General features: G+C 60.6%; 14 protein-coding genes. 5 read left to right on the top strand and 9 right to left on the bottom strand.

The window, feature by feature from the left end; all coding sequences use genetic code 11:
• The first annotated feature begins 16 nt into the window (after positions 1-16).
• Positions 17-1687, top strand: a complete 1671-nt coding sequence (locus tag ACQY5P_RS06725) for an NAD+ synthase (protein WP_428409965.1) — start codon at positions 17-19, stop codon at positions 1685-1687.
• A 47-nt stretch (positions 1688-1734) separates the two neighbouring features.
• Complete coding sequence (locus ACQY5P_RS06720; RefSeq protein ID WP_428409964.1) at positions 1735-2148, top strand: hypothetical protein; 414 nt, start codon at positions 1735-1737, stop codon at positions 2146-2148.
• A 32-nt stretch (positions 2149-2180) separates the two neighbouring features.
• Here ACQY5P_RS06720 and ACQY5P_RS06715 read toward each other — a convergent pair whose 3' ends face one another.
• Entirely contained in the window at positions 2181-3449 is a 1269-nt protein-coding gene (locus ACQY5P_RS06715) for an aminotransferase class V-fold PLP-dependent enzyme (RefSeq protein WP_428409963.1), read from the bottom strand.
• Positions 3450-3462: 13 nt separating this feature from the next.
• Entirely contained in the window at positions 3463-5859 is a 2397-nt protein-coding gene (locus ACQY5P_RS06710) for a TonB-dependent receptor plug domain-containing protein (RefSeq protein ID WP_428409962.1), read from the bottom strand.
• 216 nt (positions 5860-6075) lie between these two features.
• On the opposite strand from ACQY5P_RS06710, the gene ACQY5P_RS06705 reads away from it, so the two are divergent.
• The gene (locus ACQY5P_RS06705; RefSeq protein ID WP_428409961.1) at positions 6076-6927 is read left to right on the top strand and encodes an alpha/beta fold hydrolase; all 852 of its coding nucleotides are present in this window, start codon (positions 6076-6078) and stop codon (positions 6925-6927) included.
• Between the two features lie 81 nt (positions 6928-7008).
• Here ACQY5P_RS06705 and ACQY5P_RS06700 read toward each other — a convergent pair whose 3' ends face one another.
• Positions 7009-7692: a VPLPA-CTERM sorting domain-containing protein gene (locus ACQY5P_RS06700; protein WP_428409960.1), complete on the bottom strand. Its 684-nt coding sequence runs from the start codon at positions 7690-7692 to the stop codon at positions 7009-7011.
• A gap of 154 nt (positions 7693-7846) precedes the next feature.
• On the opposite strand from ACQY5P_RS06700, the gene gltX reads away from it, so the two are divergent.
• Complete coding sequence (gene gltX / locus ACQY5P_RS06695) at positions 7847-9175, top strand: glutamate--tRNA ligase (RefSeq protein WP_428409959.1); 1329 nt, start codon at positions 7847-7849, stop codon at positions 9173-9175.
• 5 nt (positions 9176-9180) lie between these two features.
• Here the strand turns inward: gltX and ACQY5P_RS06690 are convergent, their stop codons facing one another.
• Positions 9181-9735 (bottom strand): TIGR00730 family Rossman fold protein, encoded by a 555-nt coding sequence (locus ACQY5P_RS06690; RefSeq protein ID WP_428409958.1) that lies wholly within the window; start codon positions 9733-9735, stop codon positions 9181-9183.
• A 102-nt stretch (positions 9736-9837) separates the two neighbouring features.
• Between ACQY5P_RS06690 and ACQY5P_RS06685 the strand changes: the two genes are divergently transcribed.
• A complete protein-coding gene (locus ACQY5P_RS06685) occupies positions 9838-10824 on the top strand; it encodes a LysM peptidoglycan-binding domain-containing protein (protein WP_428409957.1) in 987 nt (328 codons plus the stop codon).
• Between the two features lie 9 nt (positions 10825-10833).
• On the opposite strand, the gene ACQY5P_RS06680 is transcribed toward ACQY5P_RS06685, so the two are convergent.
• The 5 genes from ACQY5P_RS06680 to xrtD all read right to left on the bottom strand — a co-directional run bounded on the left by ACQY5P_RS06680 (position 10834) and on the right by xrtD (position 19823).
• On the bottom strand, positions 10834-14142 hold the full coding sequence (locus tag ACQY5P_RS06680; RefSeq protein ID WP_428409956.1) for an efflux RND transporter permease subunit: 3309 nt from the start codon (positions 14140-14142) through the stop codon (positions 10834-10836).
• Positions 14139-15209 carry an efflux RND transporter periplasmic adaptor subunit gene (locus ACQY5P_RS06675; protein WP_428409955.1) on the bottom strand — a complete coding sequence of 357 codons (1071 nt, stop codon included), beginning with the start codon at positions 15207-15209 and terminating at the stop codon, positions 14139-14141. Before ACQY5P_RS06675 ends, ACQY5P_RS06680 begins: the two co-directional genes overlap by 4 nt.
• A gap of 171 nt (positions 15210-15380) precedes the next feature.
• On the bottom strand, positions 15381-16214 hold the full coding sequence (locus tag ACQY5P_RS06670; RefSeq protein ID WP_428409954.1) for a CpsD/CapB family tyrosine-protein kinase: 834 nt from the start codon (positions 16212-16214) through the stop codon (positions 15381-15383).
• A gap of 35 nt (positions 16215-16249) precedes the next feature.
• A complete protein-coding gene (locus ACQY5P_RS06665) occupies positions 16250-17911 on the bottom strand; it encodes a GumC family protein (RefSeq protein WP_428409953.1) in 1662 nt (553 codons plus the stop codon).
• A gap of 286 nt (positions 17912-18197) precedes the next feature.
• Positions 18198-19823, bottom strand: coding sequence for a VPLPA-CTERM-specific exosortase XrtD (xrtD, locus tag ACQY5P_RS06660; RefSeq protein ID WP_428409952.1), 1626 nt, complete (start codon positions 19821-19823; stop codon positions 18198-18200).
• Between the last annotated feature and the right edge of the window lie 456 nt (positions 19824-20279).

Raw genomic sequence — 20279 nt, 5'->3', positions numbered from 1 at the left:
CTCAAAAAGAGCATAAATGGGAAAGATGACCCAAAGCCTCGCCATCGCGCTCTGCCAGATCGCTCCCGTCGTCGGCGACATTGACGGCAATGTCGCGCGCATCCTGAAAGCGCGGCAAGAGGCGGCGGCGCAGGGCGCCGATCTCGCGGTGTTCTGCGAACTCGTCGTGTCCGGCTATCCGCCTGAAGACCTCGTGCAAAAGCCCGCCTATCAGCGCGCCTGCATGGAGGCGGTGGAGCGGCTGGCGAAGGAAACCGCCGACGGCGGCCCGGCGATGATCGTCGGCTCGCCCTGGCGCGAAGGCGACGCGCTTTACAATTCGGCGTTTCTTTTAAGCGACGGCAACATCGCCGCGCGGCGCGACAAGGTTCGGCTCCCCAATTACGGCGTCTTTGACGAACCGCGCCGGTTCACGCCGGGCGCGCATTATCCCGACGCGACGGAGTTTAAGGGCGTGAAGCTCGGTCTGATGATCTGCGAGGATATGTGGCTGCCGGGCGCCGGCGAACATCTTGCGGCGCAAGGCGCGGAGTTGTTCATCGTGCCGCATGGCTCGCCTTTCCGCAAAACCGCGCTTGAAGAACGCACCATGGCGGCGCGCGCGCGCGTCGCGGCGACGGACCGGCCGCTGATTTTCGTCAACCAGCTTGCGGGACAGGACGAGGTTCTGTTCGAGGGCGCCGGTTTCGTGATGGATAGCGCCGGCGTCGTGCAGTTCCGCGCGCCGCAATTTGCAGAAACCGTCGCGCTGACCCGCTGGCGGAAAGACGCGGCCGGGTGGGCCTGCATCGAAGGTCCTGAAGCGCAATGGGTCGGCGGCGAGGCGATGATCTATCGCGCCGTCACCATGGGCGTGCGCGATTACGTCACCAAGAACCGGTTCAAGGGCGTCGTCATCGGCCTCTCCGGCGGCGTCGATTCGGCGCTCACCGCCGCCATCGCGGTGGATGCGCTGGGCGCTGACGCGGTTCACTGCGTGATGATGCCTTCGCGCTACACGTCGAAAGAAAGCCTTGAGGATGCGGAAGCCTGCGCCAGGGCGCTCGGCGTTTCCTATCGCTCTATCGGGATCGAGCCGGGGGTCGAGGCGTTCGATAAAATGCTCAGCTCCGCCTTCGACAATCTTCCGAAAGATGTGACGGAAGAAAACATTCAATCCCGTCTGCGCGGCGTTCTCCTGATGGCGCTTTCCAACAAGTTCGGCGACATGGTGCTGACGACCGGCAACAAGTCGGAAATGTCCGTCGGTTACGCGACGCTCTATGGCGACATGAATGGCGGCTTCAATCCCTTAAAAGACCTCTACAAGATGGAGGTCTTCGCCCTCTGCCGCTGGCGCAACGCGCATCACGCGGCGGAGCTGAAAGGCCCCAAGGGCGAAGTCATCCCGGAACGGATCATTACGAAGCCGCCCTCGGCGGAATTGCGCGCCGATCAGAAGGACGAGGATTCTCTTCCGCCTTACGAGGTGCTCGACCCGATTTTGGAAATGCTCGTCGAAAAAGAAATGGCCGTCCGCGACATCGTCGCCAAGGGCTATGACGAGGCGACTGTGCGCCGCGTCGAACATCTTCTTTATGTGGCGGAATATAAACGCCGCCAGGCGCCGCCGGGCCCGAAAGTCGCAAGCGTCAATTTCGGAAGAGACCGGCGCTATCCGATTACGAATGGCTGGCGGGATCGTTGATTTTCAGATTTACTGTCTGGCCGAGGCGATATTTAAGGGAGGCCAGGATGCAAAAGAAGAATGTTCTGTTTGTTTCTCTTTCCACCATTGCGATTGCCGGATGCACCACGATGGAAAGCATTCAATCCGGCGACCCCAGTTATGTTGTTTCTTATACTGGTGCTGATCGCAATGACCTTCGTTCATGCGCACAAGCGAAGTTTGATGAGAAATCCGCGTATTCATTCTACGCGAAAGAAGTGGGGGAGTATTCTGTCATTGAGGCTTACGCTGAGGGGGCGTTGGCATTGCCAGGCGGTAGCGTAACGGAGACAGGCGTCCCTTATTTCGCCACGCGCTTTTACAGTGATCGCGTGGAAATTTATGGGCGCTACAGCATATCTGGAGACTACGGTAAGGGATTTGTTCCGTACATTAAAGAGTGTGTTGCAGAGCTTGGCGGCGAATATTCGGACGGCTAAAGACGCACTCACAATCAGTTCTAACGGCTAGGTTAGCCGCACATCACCTTCAACGCCTTCGCCAGCGCCATCACATCCTCCGGCGAATTGTAAAGCGACGGCGTGACGCGGACGCAGGCGCCCGCTGCGACGCCGACGCGGTGCACGGTGAAGATGTTGAATTCGTCGAACAGCCGTTTCGAGAGGGCAATGTTGTCCTCCGGCGTCGTCTTGCCCTCCATCCGGATCGAGGTGATCGCCGCGTGCAGGCGCGGATCGTCCGGCGTCAGGATTTGCAGGCCGGGGAGGCCCCGCGACGCCTCGACCCAGAGATTCCTGAGATAGGAAAACCGTGCGGCCTTCGCCGCCGGGTCCACATCGAGGTGAAACTTGAGCGCCTCGGGAAGCGTCAGCACCGCCGCGAAATCCACCGTGCCCGTATGGATGCGGCCCGAAACGCGACCCTGATCATACTCCGGCGCGCCGGGATCGAGGCTGATGTCATCGAGACGGCCTTTGCGGATATAGATCATGCCGGCCCCGATGGGCGCGCCGATCCATTTATGCAGATTGTAACCGACGAAATCCGCGCCGATGTCGTCCGCTGTAAAATCCATCTGGCCCCATGAATGGGCCGCATCGACGATGCAGTCGACGCCCTTTGCGCGCGCCATGGCGACGATCTCCTTCACGGGGATCGCGAGGCCGGTGCGGTTCGAGATATGGGTGAGCAGCAACAGCTTCACCGACGGATTGTCTTCCAGCGCCTTTTTATAGAAGGCGACGAGACCGTCATGAGTCGACGGCTCGGGGATCGAGAGTTTGACAACGTCGCAGCCGCTTTCACGCGCGCGCCAGTCCATCATCACGATCATCTCGGGATAATCGAGATCGGCATACATCACCGCTTGCCCGGGCTCTAACTTATTGTATCCGGCGATAAGGCCTTTCAGCGCTTCCGTCGCGCCGCGGGTGATGGCGATTTCGTCCTCACGCGCGCCAAGCGCCGCGGCGAGTTGCGCGACCGCCGCGCGGTAGTCCTCGCCCCAGGACCGGCGGGCGTAAAACGAGTTGTCGTGATTGACGCGTTTGACGTTTTCCAGATAGCGCTCGGCGACTGGGCGCGCCATGACGCCCCAATAGCCGTTTTCGAGATTGATGATGTCTTTCTTGACGTCATAGGCCTTTGCGACTTCGCGCCAATAGGCCTCGTCGTCCGCGCCGGCGGAGGGGCGGGAAGGGGCCGCGAGCGCGGCTCCGGCGAAAGAAGGCGCCGCCAATGCGGCGGCGCCTTTCAATAAGGTGCGTCGTGATGCTTTCATGCCGTAAAGGCTATCACAGTTTGACGTCGAACCGAACGTAGTAGAAGCCGCCGTCGGTGTCGTAAGGCGCGTTGCGCGAATAGATGAGGCCGCGATTGGCCTGGAACTCCGCTTCGTCCGGGTAAGTGTCGAGAATGTTCTCCGCCCCGGCGCGGATGGAGAACTGGTCCGTCAGGCGATAGGTTGCTGCGAGATCGAAGAACACTTCGCCGCCGAACTCCTGGAAGATGTCGCCCATGGCGTTGAAGGAAAAGTCCGTCCAAGAGCCATAATAACGCGCGCGCGCCATCAGATCGAACGCGCCAATGGAGTAGTTGGCGGACGCCGTCGCGGTGTGGTTCGGCAATTGCTCCTCGAAGCGGACGCGGCTTGTCTCGTCGAGAGAAAGATCGCCGCCGGTGACTTTCGTCGTGTTGTAGTTATAGGCGCCGGTGAGGGTGAGATCGCCCGGACCCGCCGCCATGGAATAAGTCGTGACGACATCGACGCCGCGAGTGCGCGTGTCGAAATCGTTCTGGAAGAAGTTGACGCGGGTGATGCCTTCGCCGCCCGGGACGCCGAGCGCCACGAACTCCGCCTGTTCTTCCGCTGTCGGAACATAGGTCTGCGACGTGCCGAAGCGGTCGGAGATGTTGATCTGGTAGAAGTCTACCGTCGTCGTAAGACCGCCCTGACGGAAGGTGAAGCCGGCGGTGTAGTTTTCAGATTCTTCGGCTTCGAGCGCGCGGATATCCGCATCGGCGCGCTGATTGATGACATCGGCTACCGGCCCTTGCGGGCTGAACCGGCCGGCGGTGAAGATGTTGAGCGTTACCGTGTCGAGGCCTTGCGAGGTGCGCTCTGAGAAGAGCTGGCCTGGCGTCGGCGCGCGGAAGCCGGTGGAGGCCGTGGCGCGGAACGCGAAGTTCGGCGTCACTTCAAGGCGTGTCGAGATCTTGCCGTCGAGACTGTCGCCATATTCACTGTAGTCTTCGTAACGGCCCGCAAGACCCACGGTCCAGAAATCGGTGAGCGGGATTTCAACGTCCACATAAGCGGCGTAGCTCGTCTGGTCGAATTCGCCGGCCTGCGCTTCGGAATAGCCAGGAAAGCCGTTGGAGCCGGAAGAAAGTCCCTCCGCTGCGCCCGGTCCGATGGCGTAGGAAGCGGGGTCGCCGGCGACGATCTCGTATGTTTCTTCGCGCCGCTCGCCGCCCCAGGCGATGTTGACGGGGCCCGCGAAAACGCCGGCGTCCCATTCGTAGCCGAAATCGATATTGACGTTGAATTCGCTCTGGATGAGCGAGCCCGGGTTGAACGAGGTTGGGCTGTCCGGTCCGAGCGAGGCGTTGATGGTGTTGTAGATGAAATACTCAATTTCGTTGCGGCCGTGGCTCGCGCTCACATCATAGCTGAACGCGCCCTCGCCATTGCTGCGAAGGCCGCCATTGATCGAATAGTCTTCGTCGTCCTGACCGAATTGCGGCGCGAAACCGGCGGGAAACACTTCACTGAAGTTAAAGCCCGGGAAAACGGTCGTGTCGCGGTAATCGCTGCTGCTCGCCGGATTGCGCCAGTTGAAATCGGAAACGCCCGTTCCCCATCCATAGGTTCCGAAGGCGTAGAGTTCAGTGAAGCCGGCATCGAACGCGCTGTTGACGGCAAAGCGGTAAGAGGTGCGCTCCGGCTGGCCCCAGTTCTGCACAGGGTTCGGCACGTCGATGTCGGGATTGGCCTCCTGAAAGGCGATAGCGTCGGGGCGCTGGCGCGTGCGCGAAGTGCGCGCCGAGTCGGAATATTCGAAGGTGGCGTTGACGAAGCCGAACTCGCCGGCGAGGCCGCCCTGGATGCCGGCGCGATACTGGTCGCCGTCATTTTCATAATACTGGCCGTACTGACCGAAAGCGCTGAGGCCCGGCTCATCGTCGAGGATGATGTTGATGACGCCGGCGATGGCGTCTGAGCCATATTGCGCCGAGGCGCCGTCCCGCAGGACTTCGATGCGCTTCACCGCAAAAGACGGGATCTGCGCAAGGTCCGGCGACTGCGCGCCGTTGGAGCCAAGGAGAGCGGAGCGGTGACGGCGCTTGCCGTTGACCAGCACCAGCGTGTGATCGGGCGACAAATTGCGCAACCGCGCCGGGCGCACGAAGATGAGACCGTCATTGAGCGGCAGGCGCTGCACGTTGAAAGACGGCGTCAGCTGCGCCAGCGAATCCATGATTTCATCGGACGCCGTAAGATCGAGCGCCTCGTCTGAGATGACGTCGACTGGCGCAAGGCTGTCGAACGCTGTGCGCCCTTCGACGCGGGTGCCGGTGACGATGACGGTGTCCGCTTCGGCGGCGGCTTCCGTTTGCGTTTGCGCATAGGCTTGCGGGCCTGCGCCGATGATGAGCGCAAGCGTGCTGACTGACAGTTTCTTAAACATACCCCAACTTTCCTTGAGAGAGATTCGATTCCCCGACGGCGATTAAGCAGATTGGGATGACGCTTTTGTTTTAGAATTGTGAGAGTTTGGTGATGGACGCGCGAAGGGCGGAAAAATGCGCGGACTAGCAATAAATGAATGGCGTCTTGCGGATTGGCGTTTGCACATTCCGGAGCTAGGTTAGGTTGCGCAACAAATGCGCGTGAAGAATTTTCTATGACCGATCTCACCATCAAAAACGGTTCTCTCGATCTCGCCGCGTCCGTTTACGGCGCCGAGGGCGCATCGCCTGTGTTGTGCCTGCACGGCATCGCGGGATCGCGCGACACCTGGGAGGAGACGGTCCGCCGGTATGAAGACCGTTATCAGGTGTGGACGCTGGATTTTCGCGGGCACGGGGATTCGGATCGTGCGGGGTCGTATCTTATTGAAGATTACGCCGCCGATGCGGCCGCAGCGCTTGATTTTATCCGCAGGCCCACGATCATTGTCAGCCACTCTCTTGGCGCGGTGACGGGGGCTTATCTAGCGCAGGGCCCGCATCCGTTTCTCAAGGCGCTCTTCATGGAAGACCCGCCTTATTATTTCGGCGAGGCGGCGGAGTTTGCGAAGTCCGGCAACGATAAACGCTTCGACGCCGTTCAGAAAATGCTGATCGCGATCAAGGCGAGAGGCGCGGGGCTTGGCGACTATATCGACGCGGCGGCGAATGCGCCGGCGCCCCAGGGCGGCGTGCAGGCGGATCATATGAACCCGCGCCACATCCTCAGCGCCGCCTCGGGACTGATGCGTCAGGACCCTGAATGCTGGACGCCGGCGAAAACGACGGTGGTTTTCGAAAGTTTCGACGGCGGCACGCTGCTCAAAGTTCCGTCAATGGTGTTGCAGGCGGACCCGGCGCTGGGCCCCGGCTTCATGCCGGAACATGCGAAGCGGTTTTTGGAGACAAATCCTGACGCGAAAGTGGAGCTCGTAGAAGGCGCACCCCATCGCATTCATGCGACGGCGAAATCCGAAGTTCGTTTTTTTGAATTGCTTGATGCGTTTATGACGAGCCGCGAAAAATAAAAAGGCCGGGCTTTGCCCGGCCTTTTCTTTCCCCCGGAAGCGCCCACTGGGCGCATCCTGCTTTTTCCCCCACGGAAAACTTTATGCGGTGCGGCGCTGTCTGCGGCTCGCAAAGCCGAAGCCTGCGAGGCCGGAAAGAAGAAGCGGCAAGGCGCCTGGGATGGGCACGCTCGACGTGATGAGATCCTGCGTGCCGCGAGCCGCGAAAACGTCGAATGACGACGAGGCGAAATCGCCGGAAATGATCAGCGCCCAGAGCGCGTTCGCCTCGGTGAGGACGGCGGCGGTAAACAATTTGAAATCGCCGGCGGCGAGATCGAAGGCGGAAGCGCCGTCTTCGGCGATCTCCCAGATCACCGCTTGCGCCGCGGCGGCGGTGGTGGCGTTCTTGAAGACGTAATCGGTCGTCATCAGCGACCCGTAGAGAACGCCGAGCGCGTTGCGGTCATCGGCGGATGCGAAATATTCCACGCCCGCGACCCGCTCGTGATCGCGCGGCAGGGACAGATATTCCGAAAGCTGGAGACAGAAGGTGTTGAAATCGACCCAGCCGTCGCCCTCGTTATATTGCAGGGAAAAGACCCCAGCCTGAACGGAGCGGTTGTTGCCCTCATACTGGATTGAAAACGAGCGGTTAAAGCCTGTGGCGAAGACCGACCCGCCATTGTCCGGATTGTCACGGATCGACACGGTGGCGGCCTGCGCGAGGCCAGGCGCGGCGATGCTGAGGGCGAGGGCGGCGAAAATTGTCTTAATGCGGGACACTTGAACTCTCCTGTCGGCCTCAAACTAGGGAAACGGGCCGGTTAGGCCCCTTACTTTCAAGTTCAGGGCCGCAGGTGTTAACCGGTGGGGGAGAGCGTTTGACCCGGCTGCGGCGAAGGGCTAAGGCGTCGCTTTTTCAGCCTTCAGGACCCCCATGAACGTCAAAGTCCGCTTCGCGCCGTCTCCTACAGGGAAAATCCATGTGGGCAATGTGCGCGCCGCCCTGTGGAACTGGCTCTTCGCCCGCAAATCCGGCGGGATTTTCGTGCTGCGAATCGACGATACCGATCTGGAGCGTTCCACGAAAGCGTTTGAAGACGGCATCCGCGCGGACCTCGCCTGGCTCGGTCTTAATTATGACGAGACTTTCAGCCAGTCGGCCCGCTTCGACCGGTATGACTGGGCGCGCGACAAGCTGACCGCCGACGGACTGCTCTATCCTTGCTACGAAACCGCCGAAGAGCTCGACCGCAAGCGCAAGATCCAGCGCGCCCGGGGCCTGCCCCCGGTCTATGACCGCGCCGCGCTGGCGCTCACCGATGCGCAGAAAGCGGAGTATGAAGCGGAAGGCCGCAAGCCGCACTGGCGGTTCAAGCTGTCGCAGACGCCGGTGAAGTGGAACGATCTTATTCGCGGCGAGACGACGGTGGAGACGGCGAGCGTGTCCGATCCGGTGCTGATCCGCGAAGACGGCATGTATCTTTACACCCTGCCGAGCTGCGTCGACGATATCGATGCGAAGATCACCCATGTGATGCGCGGCGAGGATCACGTCACCAATACCGGCGTGCAGATCGAGATCATCCGGGCGCTTGGCGGCGAACCGCCCGAATTTGCGCATCACTCGCTGCTGGTCGGCGCCGACGGGCAGGGGCTGTCGAAACGGCTTGGCTCGCTTTCCATCGAGGCGATGCGAGAGGACGGGCTCGAACCCGCTGCGATTACAAGCTTGCTGGCGAAACTCGGCACCGCTGATCCGGTGCTGCCGCAAACCGACTTGCAGGCGCTTGCCGAAAGCTTCGACTTCGAGCGCATCGGCCGCGCGCCGGCGCGGTTCGATATGGTCGAGCTTGAGGCGCTGAACGCTAAGATCCTGCACGAGACGCCTTATGCAAAAGTCGTCGACCGGCTGGCGCCGCTCGGCGTCGGCGAAGCCTTATGGGAAGCGGTAAAAGGCAACATCACCCGGCTGAAAGACGCCGCTGAGTGGGTCGAGGTTATCGACGGCGAAGTCGATCCGGTGATCGAGAACGCCGAGTTCGCTAGGGCCGCATCGGAACTGGTGCCTGATGCGCTCGACGGCGGTAGCTGGGAAGCGTTCACTAATGCGGTGAAGGAAAAGACCGGCGCAAAAGGCAAGAACCTCTTCATGCCGCTGCGTCTTGCGCTCACGGGCCGCCAGCGCGGGCCCGAAATGGCGGCGATCTTTCCCCTGATCGGCTCTGAAAAAGCAAGAGCTCGGTTACGCGGAGAACGCGCGTAAAAGGATTATGCCCGAGCGCGCAGCGACATGTTTTCCGCCGTTTCGAAAACGTCCTCGACGGTTTTCACGAATTTCAGATCGTTGACGAGATTCTTGTCGGCGAGACCTTTTTCGACGAAGTGACCGAGCAACTCCTTTAAAGGCGCCCAGAACCCGTTGATGTCGAGCACGAGGATCGGTTTGCGGTGTAGGCCGAGACGCGCCCAGGACACGACTTCGACGAGTTCTTCGAGCGTGCCTATGCCGCCGGGCAGCGTCAGAAAAGCGTCCGACTCCTCATACATCATCATTTTGCGTTCATGCATGTTGGTGACGATCTTGTGGTCGACGCCTTCAAGGACGCCCTCCATCTCCACCAGGAAATCCGGAATGACGCCGAACACCGCGCCGCCGGCGTCGCGCGCCGCGCCCGCCGTTGCGCCCATCAGGCCGAGCTTGCCGCCGCCGTAAACAATTCGGCAGCCGCGCCTGGCGGCTTCTCTTCCGACGGCGATGGCGGCTTCTTGAAAGGAAGGATCGTTACCGGGCCGCGACCCGCAATAAACACATAATGATTTCATGATCTTACACGTTTCTTGTTGTTGGGGTGGCATTGTACGCGGATTTACCTATGGGTAAAGTATCATCTAAGCTGGCGCCAAAACGTTAAGGAGCGGTCTGCCATGCGGGTCATCATCATCATCGTGTTACTGATCGTTCTGGGCTTCATCGGCTGGAAAGCGGCGGAGCGATTCAAGATCATTGAAGGCCCCAGCGAAGAGACCGTAGAGCCAGCGTCGCCCGATGCGCAAGAACCTGAAACCGAGACGCCCGCGGAGCCGGCGTTGCCGAGTTTCGATATCGTGCGCGTTGACCGCACAGGTTACGCCGTCATTGCGGGGCGCGCCAAGCCCGGCTCGGAAGTGACGATTTATGCAAACGAAGAAGAGCTCGCAAAAGTTCCTGCAGAGCCGGACGGCTCCTGGGTGATCGCGACGGACACGCCGCTCGATGCAGGGCCGGTTGAGTTAAGCCTTTCCATGCGCACTGAGGACGGCACGGTGGTCCGTTCGGAAGACACCATCGTCATTTATGTGCCGGAACGCGAGGGCGATCTGCCGCTGGTGCTGCGCACGACGCCGGGCGGCGCGACGGAAGTGTTGCAGGATCCGAGCGAACGGCCGGAAGGCCTCGGGCCCCTGTCCCTTGACGTCATCGACTATGACGACGCCGGCGCGGTGATCTTTTCCGGGCGCGCCACGCCGGGCCGGGTGGTGGAGCTTTACATCAACCGGCAATTGATCGGCCGCGTCGCCGCCAATGACGAGGGCCGCTGGACCATTGCGCCGGAAGCCCAGATCGCGCCGGGCGTTTACGACCTTCTGGTCATTCAGCTCGATGAATCGGGCCGTCCGGAATATGCGATCGAACTCCCCTTCGAGCGCGCCCGGATGGAGGACATCGATCTGCGCGACGGCCGCGTGATCGTGCAGCCGGGCAACAGCCTGTGGCGCATCGCCCGGCGCGCTTATGGCGAAGGCGCGCAGTACACGATCATTTATGCAGCGAATGCGGCGCAGATCCGCAATCCAGACCTCATCTATCCGGGCCAGATTTTTGACGTGCCCGATGTCGGGGAAACCGAAGACGAGGAAGACGGCGCGAATTAACCGCGTCTTTTACTCCGCCGCGTGCGGAACGTCGCGATCTGAGTCTTCCGCTGCGGCTGGTGCGGGAATCGACGACGGTTTTCCGGCGCCCAGCTTGTCCTTGACCCAGCCGAACCGGCTTTTGCACCAGCTTGCCGCCGCCGGCGCGCGGTTGCGCAGCACTGTCGGCGCCGCGAGCATCACCGGCGTCAAGACAAGCGTTAAGACGGTCGAGAAAGCAAGGCCGTAAACGACCGCGGACGAGAGCAGCACCCACCAGTCGGACGTCGAGGATCCGTGGGTGATTGTCCCCGCGGCGAAGTTCACGTTGATCTCGAAGACCATGGGCAGCAGCCCGAGGATTGTGGTTGCGGTGGTGAGCAGCACGGGACGGATGCGCTGCGCCGCGGTTCTGACGACCGCATCCTCGACGGAGAGGCCCTTGCGCCGCAGATACTGATAGGTGTCGATGAGGACGATGTTGTTGTTCACGACGATGCCGGCAAGCGCGACAATGCCGGTGCCCGTCATGATCACCGAGATATATTGTCCGGTGACGGCGATGGATAACAACACGCCAAAAACCGAAAGGATGACGGCGCTGAGCGTCAGTGCGGCGTGATAGAAGCTGTTGAATTCCAGGAGCAGGATCATGGCGATCATGAACAGCGCCGCCAGCATGGCGTTCTGGAAGAAGCTCGCCGCCGCGGCCGTTTCCTCGTCCGCGCCGCGCATCACCCAGGTGACGTCCGGACCGAGCGCGCCGGTTTCGAGCCAGTCTTTCAGATGGCTGATGGCGCGATCCTGACTCACTTCATGACCTTGAAAACGCGTATTGCCGTTCGCCTTGACTTCGATAATGCGCGCGCCGTCGCGGCGGATGATGCGGTCGACCTGGGGCTTGGGCACGCGCGAGACGAAATTGGAGAGCGGCACCGACCCTTGCGGCGTCTGTACGCGAACCTGATCGAGCGAGAAGATGTTGCGGTTTTCTTCCGGATAGCGCACACGGATGTCGACCTCGTCGTCAGCATCCTGCGGACGATATTTGTCCACGAGCAATCCATCGGTGACAAGCTGCAGGACGGCGCCGGCCTGCTGAACCGTTAGCCCATACCGCCCCGCAAGGGCGCGGTCGATTTCGATGGACCACTCAATCCCCGGCAGTGGCAGGGTGTCTTCCTGATCCATATAAGCGGGCACTTGCTGACCATCGACCACGATGGTCGATGTGTCGACGAAGGCGCGCGTCTTTTTCGCCGCGGCGACCATGGCGTCAAAATCGGGCGAGGAAATTTCAACCTGCGCATCCTTGCCGACCTGGGGGCCGGGCTCGCGTTGGCGCACTTCGACGTGAACGCCGGGCACGCCGCGCACACGCTCGCGCAATTGGTCGAGCACGACATAGGAATGTTCGCGCTCGGTGTAGTCGATCAAATTGACACCGATCTGGCCGATCGTCTCCACGGGCGTTTCCCGGCCGCGGGCGAGTTCCGGACCGGTCTGGATGTAAATATGCTTTATCGCCGGGTGATCTTCGACGCGCGCGGCGATGTCCTTGACGATGTCGATTTTCTGCTCTGAGGAGAGGTTGCCTCTTGCGAGCACGAGAATATTGGCTTGGTCTTCATCATTGCGGATGAAGAACTCCACTTCCGGCGCGGCAGCGATGAAAGACGAAATACAGATAAAAACGACGGCGATGGCGGCGACGCCAACAAGAAGCGGGCGTTGCACGAGTTCTTTCAATATTCGCGCATAAGTCGCGATAGGCCCATCCAGTTTCGTCGGGTCGATCTCGTCGACTTCGTATTTCTTTTCAGGACTTTCGGTTTTTCCTTTAAGATGGAGTTTCTTCTTCATCCACTCCGGAATGCCGAAAAGCGAGCCGATGACGGGGAGAAACACCAGCGCCACCAAAAGCGACGAGGTCAGAACGAAGATCATGGTCAGCGGCAGGAATTTCATGAATTCGCCCACCGTATCCTTCCAGAAGAGAAACGGCACAAAGGCGGCGAGGGTGGTCGCGGTGGAGGTGATCACCGGCCAGAACATGCGCTTTGACGCTTCGAGATAGGCTTCACGCCGAGGCGCGCCTTCCGCCATGCGCCGGTCGGCGTATTCGACGATGACGATCGCGCCGTCGACCAGCATGCCCACGGCGAGGAGCAGGCCGAACATGACCATCATGTTCAGCGTGTAGCCGAACGCAGCAAGCAGAAGAAATCCCATAAGGAATGTCGACGGGATGGCGATGCCCACCATCAAAGCCGAGCGCAGCCCCAGCGCGGCGACGATGACGATCATGACAAGGAGGATAGCAGTCAGAACGGAGGACGTCAGATTGCCCAGGCTGTCCTTGACGAAAACGGACTGGTCGCTCGTATATTCGTATTTGATCGTGGCGGGCCAGGTTTTCGATTCCTCTTCGATAACGCGCCGCGCTTCTTCGATCGTTTCGACGATATTGAAGCCGGAACGTTTCGAAATTTCGACGCCGATCGCGAGATTGCCGTTGAAAATGGCGTAGCCTTCGCGGTCTTTGAAGGTGCGCCGCACTGACGCGATGTCCCCGATGGTGACCACATTGTCACCGCTGACGCGCACCGGAGTCGAGGCGAGATCGGCGGCGTTGCGCACAAGGCCGGGCGCCTTCACGGTGAAACGGCCGTCGCCAAGATCGATGGAGCCTGCCGTCACAAGCTGGTTGTTCGCGGTCACAGCGTTAATGACTTCGAGTTCGGTGAGGCCGTAAGATTCGAGCGTTTCCGGATTGACGATGACTTCCAGCAACTCCTCGCGGGAGCCGGTGAGCTTGGCTTCAAGCACGCCGGATATGCTTTCGAGCTTGTCCTCTAGGCGCTGCGCAACCTGCAAGAGCGCTCGCTCCGGCGCATTGCCGTAGATAATCGTCGTCAGGATCGGGAATTGCGTCTGCGCGTTGAATTCCTGAACGACAGGCTCCTCGGCTTCGGCGGGAAATTCGGATTTCGCGCGGTCGATCGCCTCGCGCACATCGAGCACAGCCTGATCGATGTCCACGGTCGCTTGGAATTCAAGGATGAACTGCGCCGCGCTGTCATAAGCGAAGGCGTCAATCTGTTTTAAGCCCTCGACATTTTGAAGCTCCAGCTCCGCCGGCCGCACGAGGAGACGCTCTCCGTCCTCCGGCGAGATGCCGGGCAGGGGAATGGTGACGCCGACAATGGGCACCGGCACGTCGGGATCGGCTTCGCGCGGGATTGTGCGATAGGCGAGAAGGCCAAAAAAAACCATGACGGCGAGGGCTGTCATGACAACGCGCGTGCGAGAAAAGGCGGCGTCGATAAGCCCGGTCATGCGCCCGCCTTTTCAGCGGGAACGGCGCTGACCGTTTGTCCTGCCGTCACATATTCCTGGCCGCCGACAATCAGGCGCACATCGCCCGAAAGCCCCGCAACCCATACGCCGGACGGCGTTTCGCCGATAAGGCGCACGGACGTGAAGACGACGATGTTGTTATCATCGAGGCTGCGCACTCCGATTTCGCCTTCGTCATTCAAGACAAGAGAGGCGCGGGGAACGCGATGAGCGCTTCTTTCCTCGGCGAAGACCATGAATTCGGCGGTGACGCCGTCGCGCAGGAGACCGTCCTCATTCGGAACTTCAAGTTCGATGTCGAAAGTGCGCGTCGCAGGATCGGCGCTCGACGCGACGAAGCGCACCACGCCGTCTATGGCTTCGCCGGTGGCGAGGCGCGCGCGCCCGCGATCGCCCTGACGGACTTTCGAGACATCGCGCTCTGAGACGGCGCCCACGACGAGGAAAGGCGAGCGCTTAATGACGGTGGCGCACGGATCGCCTACTTTCAGCAAGGCGCCGACTTCGGCATGGCGTTCGTCATATACGCCGTCGAAGGGCGCCTTGATTTCGGTCTTGTCGAGTTCGACGCGCGCGCGTTCGAGCGCCGCCGCCGACTGATCGAGCACGGCCTTCGCCGATGCGACCGCCGTTTCGGAACGGAAGCCGCCTTCGCTCAGTTTCGCGGCGGCGTCGTAATCGAGCTGCGCCTTGGCTTGTGCGGCCCGCGCTTCGGCAAGTTGCGCCTGGCGCGCGTCGACATTGAGCCGGCAGAGAACATCGCCTTCGGACACGAGCGAACCGAGGGCCGCCGGGGTATCGGCGATGACGCCGCTCGTCTCGGCGCGGACGATCACCTTGCGCTCGGCCTTCGTGCGCCCGCGCACCACGACTTGGTCGCGCCACTCTTCGGGGCTGATGGTGTCCACCACGACCGTAAACTCCTCCGCCGCGGCCGCATCCGGCGCGGTTTCGGGCGCGCCGCCGAAGAGGCCGCGCACAAGAAAATAGAGGACAATCAGGGCGATGAAGACGCCGGCAAGCTTTACGGATTGAGACACATTCATGATGCCGGCTCTTGGCGAAGATGGATAACAGGGAGTTAAAGACCTATTCGATGAATAAATCCTTCACGGTTCACTATACTGGTTAGTTTACGGCTCCGCTTCAAGCGCGGTGCGCGGCAGGGAAGTGTTTTTTCCCGCCCGCGCGGAGGGCCGGCCCTGCCGGCAGTTGGGTCAGTAATACTGATTGGGCATGAAAGCGGCCGGGGCCTTGTTGAGGACTGAGCCGAGCATGTTGGATTTGCCGAGGATGCGCTTGGCTTCCTTCAGATCCTCGACCCTGGTGTCGCCGCTGGCCGCCACAAGAAGAACGCAGTCAACCTTGGGTAGAAAGGCGATGGTGTCGTCGCAACCGAGCAGGGGGGACATGTCGAAAATCACCACGCGGGAGCCAAAATCATGGATCGCCATATCCATGAGTTCGTCAACTTTGGAAGAGGTGAGATGCTCCGCGCCGCGGCGGGTCACACGTTCATTGGCGATCAGCACGACATCGGAAAGGCCCGGGCGCACGGCCACATCGTGGGCCGCGCATTTGCCCTCGAAGAAATCGAGAGAGGATGGCGCGTCCGTGATGCCGAGATAGCGGGCGACGCTCGGCCGGTAGAAATCGAGATCCACAAGCGTCGCGCGGGAGCCGGGCTTGGAGCTGATGGCGATGGCGAGATTGATGGCGGTGACGGTTTTGCCAGCCCCCGAGCCGGGCGAGACGACGGCGATGGTTTTCCATCCCTCCGCGTCCATTTTCTGAAGCGCGCGGGTTCGCAGCACGCGATAGGCGTTGAGGACCGGGTCCTGTTCGTTGGCGATGATCCGGTTACGGGCGAAATTGTCGAAATTGCATTGCACGGAAGGCAGGTTCAACGCATCGCCGCTTTGCGAGGCCGCGACAGGGGCATACGCCGGAGCAGGCGCCCGCATGGCGGCGGCCGGCGCGGCGGCGGCTTCGGGCCTCGCGCCTTCGCGCGTCTGCCGCGCTCTTGTGACTGCATTGCGAATTCGGTCCATGGGATCGCCTTACCTTGTAATTCTCTTCAACGGGTTCACAGCGCCGGCTCTGGGGCGATGTCAGGCGCGGCTGCGCCTTTTTTCCTGCCCTTTCGTTTGCCGCGACCGAGGGATGGCGGCCGGAACGCCGGGAAAGGCCCGCGTTTGTCGTTCTCGCTGTAGATATAGGGGATCACCGCGATCGGCTGGGCGGCCATCACCGATGTTAAGTGGTTGCGGCCGCGGACGCGCGCCTGCAGCAGTTCAAGACCGCCGGCGAAAAGGCTGCCGAGGCCAAGCGCGCCGAAGATCGCCATCACCAAGAGTTTCGGACGGTCAGGACTGGAGGGTTTGTCGGGCCGAAGCGCCGGCTCGAGTATGGAAAATTTCTCCGCCTGCTGATTTTCTTCGAGGTTTTCCGCAAGCTGGGCGTCCCCGCGTTTCGCGAGAACTTCCTGGTATTCCTGGAACATGTTCTCGTAATCGCGGGTGAGGGCGGCGATGCCGCGCTCCACTTCCGGCGTGCGGGCGACCCGCTGCTCCAGATCCGCAATCTGCGCAGCGGCAGCTTCCGCCTGTTTCGTCAGCATGCGGATGCGGTTTTCAATGACAGCGATCCGGCCTTCGATCTGAACGCCGGCGATATCCTGCGTGCCCTTGCGCGTCTCTTCGGCGATGCGGTCGGAAAGGGCGTTGCGCGCTACTTCGATATTCGCCGTCGCCGCCGCTATCGCTTCTTCGTCGGGCGTTTCGGCGCGCTCAAGCACGGTCAGTTCGTCTTCGGCCTTGCTGAGCTCGTTGCGCAGGCGGCTGATCTCTTCGCTCGGCGCCATACGGGCTTTGATCGACGCGATCTCTTCCCGCTTGGCGATCACTTCCGGATAATTGTCGCGATAGGTGGCGCGCAGGCGCGCAAGCTCCGCTTCGAGCCTTGCAAGCTCATTAGAAAGGCTCGAATCGCCGCTGGTGCCGCTGATGAGCTGGGTTTCAAGAAAACGGCGCTCCTCTTCAAGCTGCGTGATCGAGGCTTCGGCATTGCTGAGCGTGTTCCGGACGCGCTCCAGCATGTTGAGGTGCATATTGAGATGTTCGGGAAGCGCGTCGGCGTTGTTGGCTTTATACTCAGAGACGCGCTCTTCCATCTTCGCCACCGCCTCGCGGAGGCGCGTTGCTTCCCGCTCGAAAAACTCCGTCGTATTCGACGCGCCGGCGGTGCGCGTGCGCACGTCTTCGTCGAGGAAGAGGGTGATGAACTTGTTGGCGACGAGATAGGCCTTGTTCGGGTCACGATCGGTGTAGGAAATGGTGAAGGCGACGGTGTTGTCGCGGCCGGCGCTGCGGGCCTGGGCTGAAGTGGTGATGAGGTCGACGCGAAGCCGGTTGCGCATCAGGTTGACGCGCTCGCTTTCGGATAGGCCAAGCGACCGTGGGAAGAGATCGTATTCGTCTGCGACCTCGAGCAGCCGGTTGCGGGTCATGACGCGCTGGCGGATCGTCGAGATGCGCTCCTGCGCATAAGAGTTAATCGTGGACCGCACATATTCAGTCGGGATTTGCTGGGATTCGACCAGGATCGTTCCTTGAGCGGTGTATTTCGCGGGCAGGAGCATCACTGCGATAATACCGATAGGCGCCAGCACGATCACCGGCAGGACGAAGGCCAGAAACCTGCGTTTCAGAATGATTAAGATGTCTTCTAACGAAAATTCTTCGCCCATAAGGGGAGTCCTGCTCTTTTCCGGGAGGGCCGCGTCCCGTCCCCGTTCCCGCCTAATTTGCAAATATTGCGCCGTTTTCAAGGCGCTCGGCCGCATTGGGGCGGGGTTCCAACACGGCTGCCGCTTGCCCGGTTTCGCCGGAAAGCCGGATCGCGCCCGCACGGAAGCGTAGGTGGACTTTCTGAAGCGGAGTTTAGCAAGCGCAAAAAAAAGAAAAACCGAAAAAAAACCGCCCCTTGCAGGAAATCAGCGCAAAGGGCGGGATTATTCGGGCAAAACCGCCGCTTTAGTCGTTCGGATCGAATTCCCGGGTCGCCGGAGCCTCTGCGGTAGGGATATAGGGGTCCAGCATGGGGTCGAGCGTGCGCATGAACCCGTTCAGGCGCTCCTCAGCATCGCCGACGAGTTCTTCCCGGCCGATGGGCGTCATGATCCGGATCATCGCGCCGTCCGTGCGGCGCAGCTTCACCGCATCGAGGATCAAAAGCGACTTCATGACGAATTCGTTGGCGACTTTGCGCCCGCGCTGGTCGTACCAGTAGTAAACGAGCTGCCGCACGCCGCGGTTTTCGATAATGATCCGGTTGTAGCGGAAGGTCTCGCCGTTCTCGAGCGTTGCCGTGGCGTAGTCGTGCTCGGCGATCTGCCAGCCGCCGCCGGGAATGCACTGGCGCGGCGAGTGCCAGCTATGGCCGTGACGCTGCATGTTGAGATAGGCGATATAAAGGTTGAAGGCCTCGCCTTCGGGATTTTGCAGATTGGTGATGAGGAAGTCGTCGGCGCCCAGTACGTTAAGGGTGTCGGCGTCGACTTCCTGAACATCGCTTCTCCAACCGTCGAGTTCATAGGGAAGACCGGAAAGGTCTGACCGGTCCGGCACCCGCAGAATGTTCGACGTCCCGAAATGCACATAAGAACCGGCGGCGACGAGAATGACGAGCGCGATCAGCGCATGAATGGTGAACCGATCCTCGCTCCAGGCAGTCTCGGAAGGCTGCGCTTCGATATCCGGCATGCCCAGAAGGTCCCTTGCGGATTTGCGGCCGGAAAGCCGTGCGAGGAGGACGATGATGCCGAAAAGCAAGGCAAGGCAGAGGAGGAACACCACCCAGCCTTCGAACATGTGAATAAAGCCTTCAGCTTGTTCGGGGCCGAATTGCTGAACCAGGAGGCCAGTCACCGCGATCCGGAAAGAATTCATCACGATGGTGATTGGGATCGTCGACAGAAAGACGACGGCGCGCTGCCATAGAGGCGCTTGAAAGAAATAAGCGGCGAGGAATCCGAGGCTCAGAAAGGGAAAGAGATAACGCAGCCCGGAACAAGCCTCCGCGACCTGAAGCTTATAGTCGCCCAGATCGATAATGTTGCCGGAAAGGTAAACGGGAATGTCGAGAAGCTCGATCATAAAGACGCCGAGCTGTGACGACCAGAGCTGGAAATTCTGCGACAGGATCGTGATGAACCAATAGGGCGGAGGCACCATGAACAAGAGGAAGCCGATCGGCAGCAGCGTCAGCCAGAAAATCTTCCATCCGCCAAGCGCCAGCGCCAGCGATGAGAAGAGAAGGATCATCGCCAGATGCTGAAAGATCATCAGCGAGGTGACGGTGAGCTCAGACAGAATGAGGACGATTGCAGAAACAGCGACGCCGGCGAGGCCCAGCGCCACAGGCTTTCCGAGGCTGCCTTTCAGCGCGTCGCGGCGCGCCCAGATGATCCAGCCTGCGATCACCGGCAGGAAATAGCCGTGACTTAATTCCTGCTGCTCGCCCCAGCGCATGAACAGGTTCTCGATGCCGTTGAAAAAGGCGAACACGGTAGCGACCGAGAGGGCGCCAGCCAGGTAAAGCGGGGGAAGCGAAAAGCTTGCGCCTGTGGAGGATGGCTGCGCGGTGCTGGTGTCGGACATGGCGGGCGGATGTTTCCTAATTCTGCGAGGAGCGCCTCTCTGGCGGCCTCTTAATCATGGGCGTCGCGTTCTGGGCGCGGCTTTGCGGCTGAGGTGAGCAAGAACGGCGCCGGGATCATTTGCGGCGCCGGTCCGCAAAGTAAAGGCCCGTTCCGGGATAGTTGGCGGCGCGACTTAACGTTTTCCCGCGCCTGTTAAGCTTGATATATCCAAAAAACATTAAGCGTAACAATTCCTTACAATATAACAGGCGGATGGCGCCGACGGGAAGCTGCGCCGGAAACCCATGATTTTCACGGTATTGTGGGGTAAAAAAACTCTTAAAGACACGCAAGGGGTGAATTTGGCCTGCGGTTTGCTGACAGACCGTTACGCGCTTGAGCGTGGCTTGGTTTACGGCGCCCCAGTTTCGAACTGAAACGCCGTTAACGCGTTAACTGAAGATACGAATTTAAA

It is taken from the genome of Hyphococcus sp. (assembly GCF_965267305.1).
Classification (GTDB): Bacteria; Pseudomonadota; Alphaproteobacteria; order Caulobacterales; family Parvularculaceae; genus Hyphococcus.
This window is presented reverse-complemented; position numbering and strand designations above follow the sequence as displayed.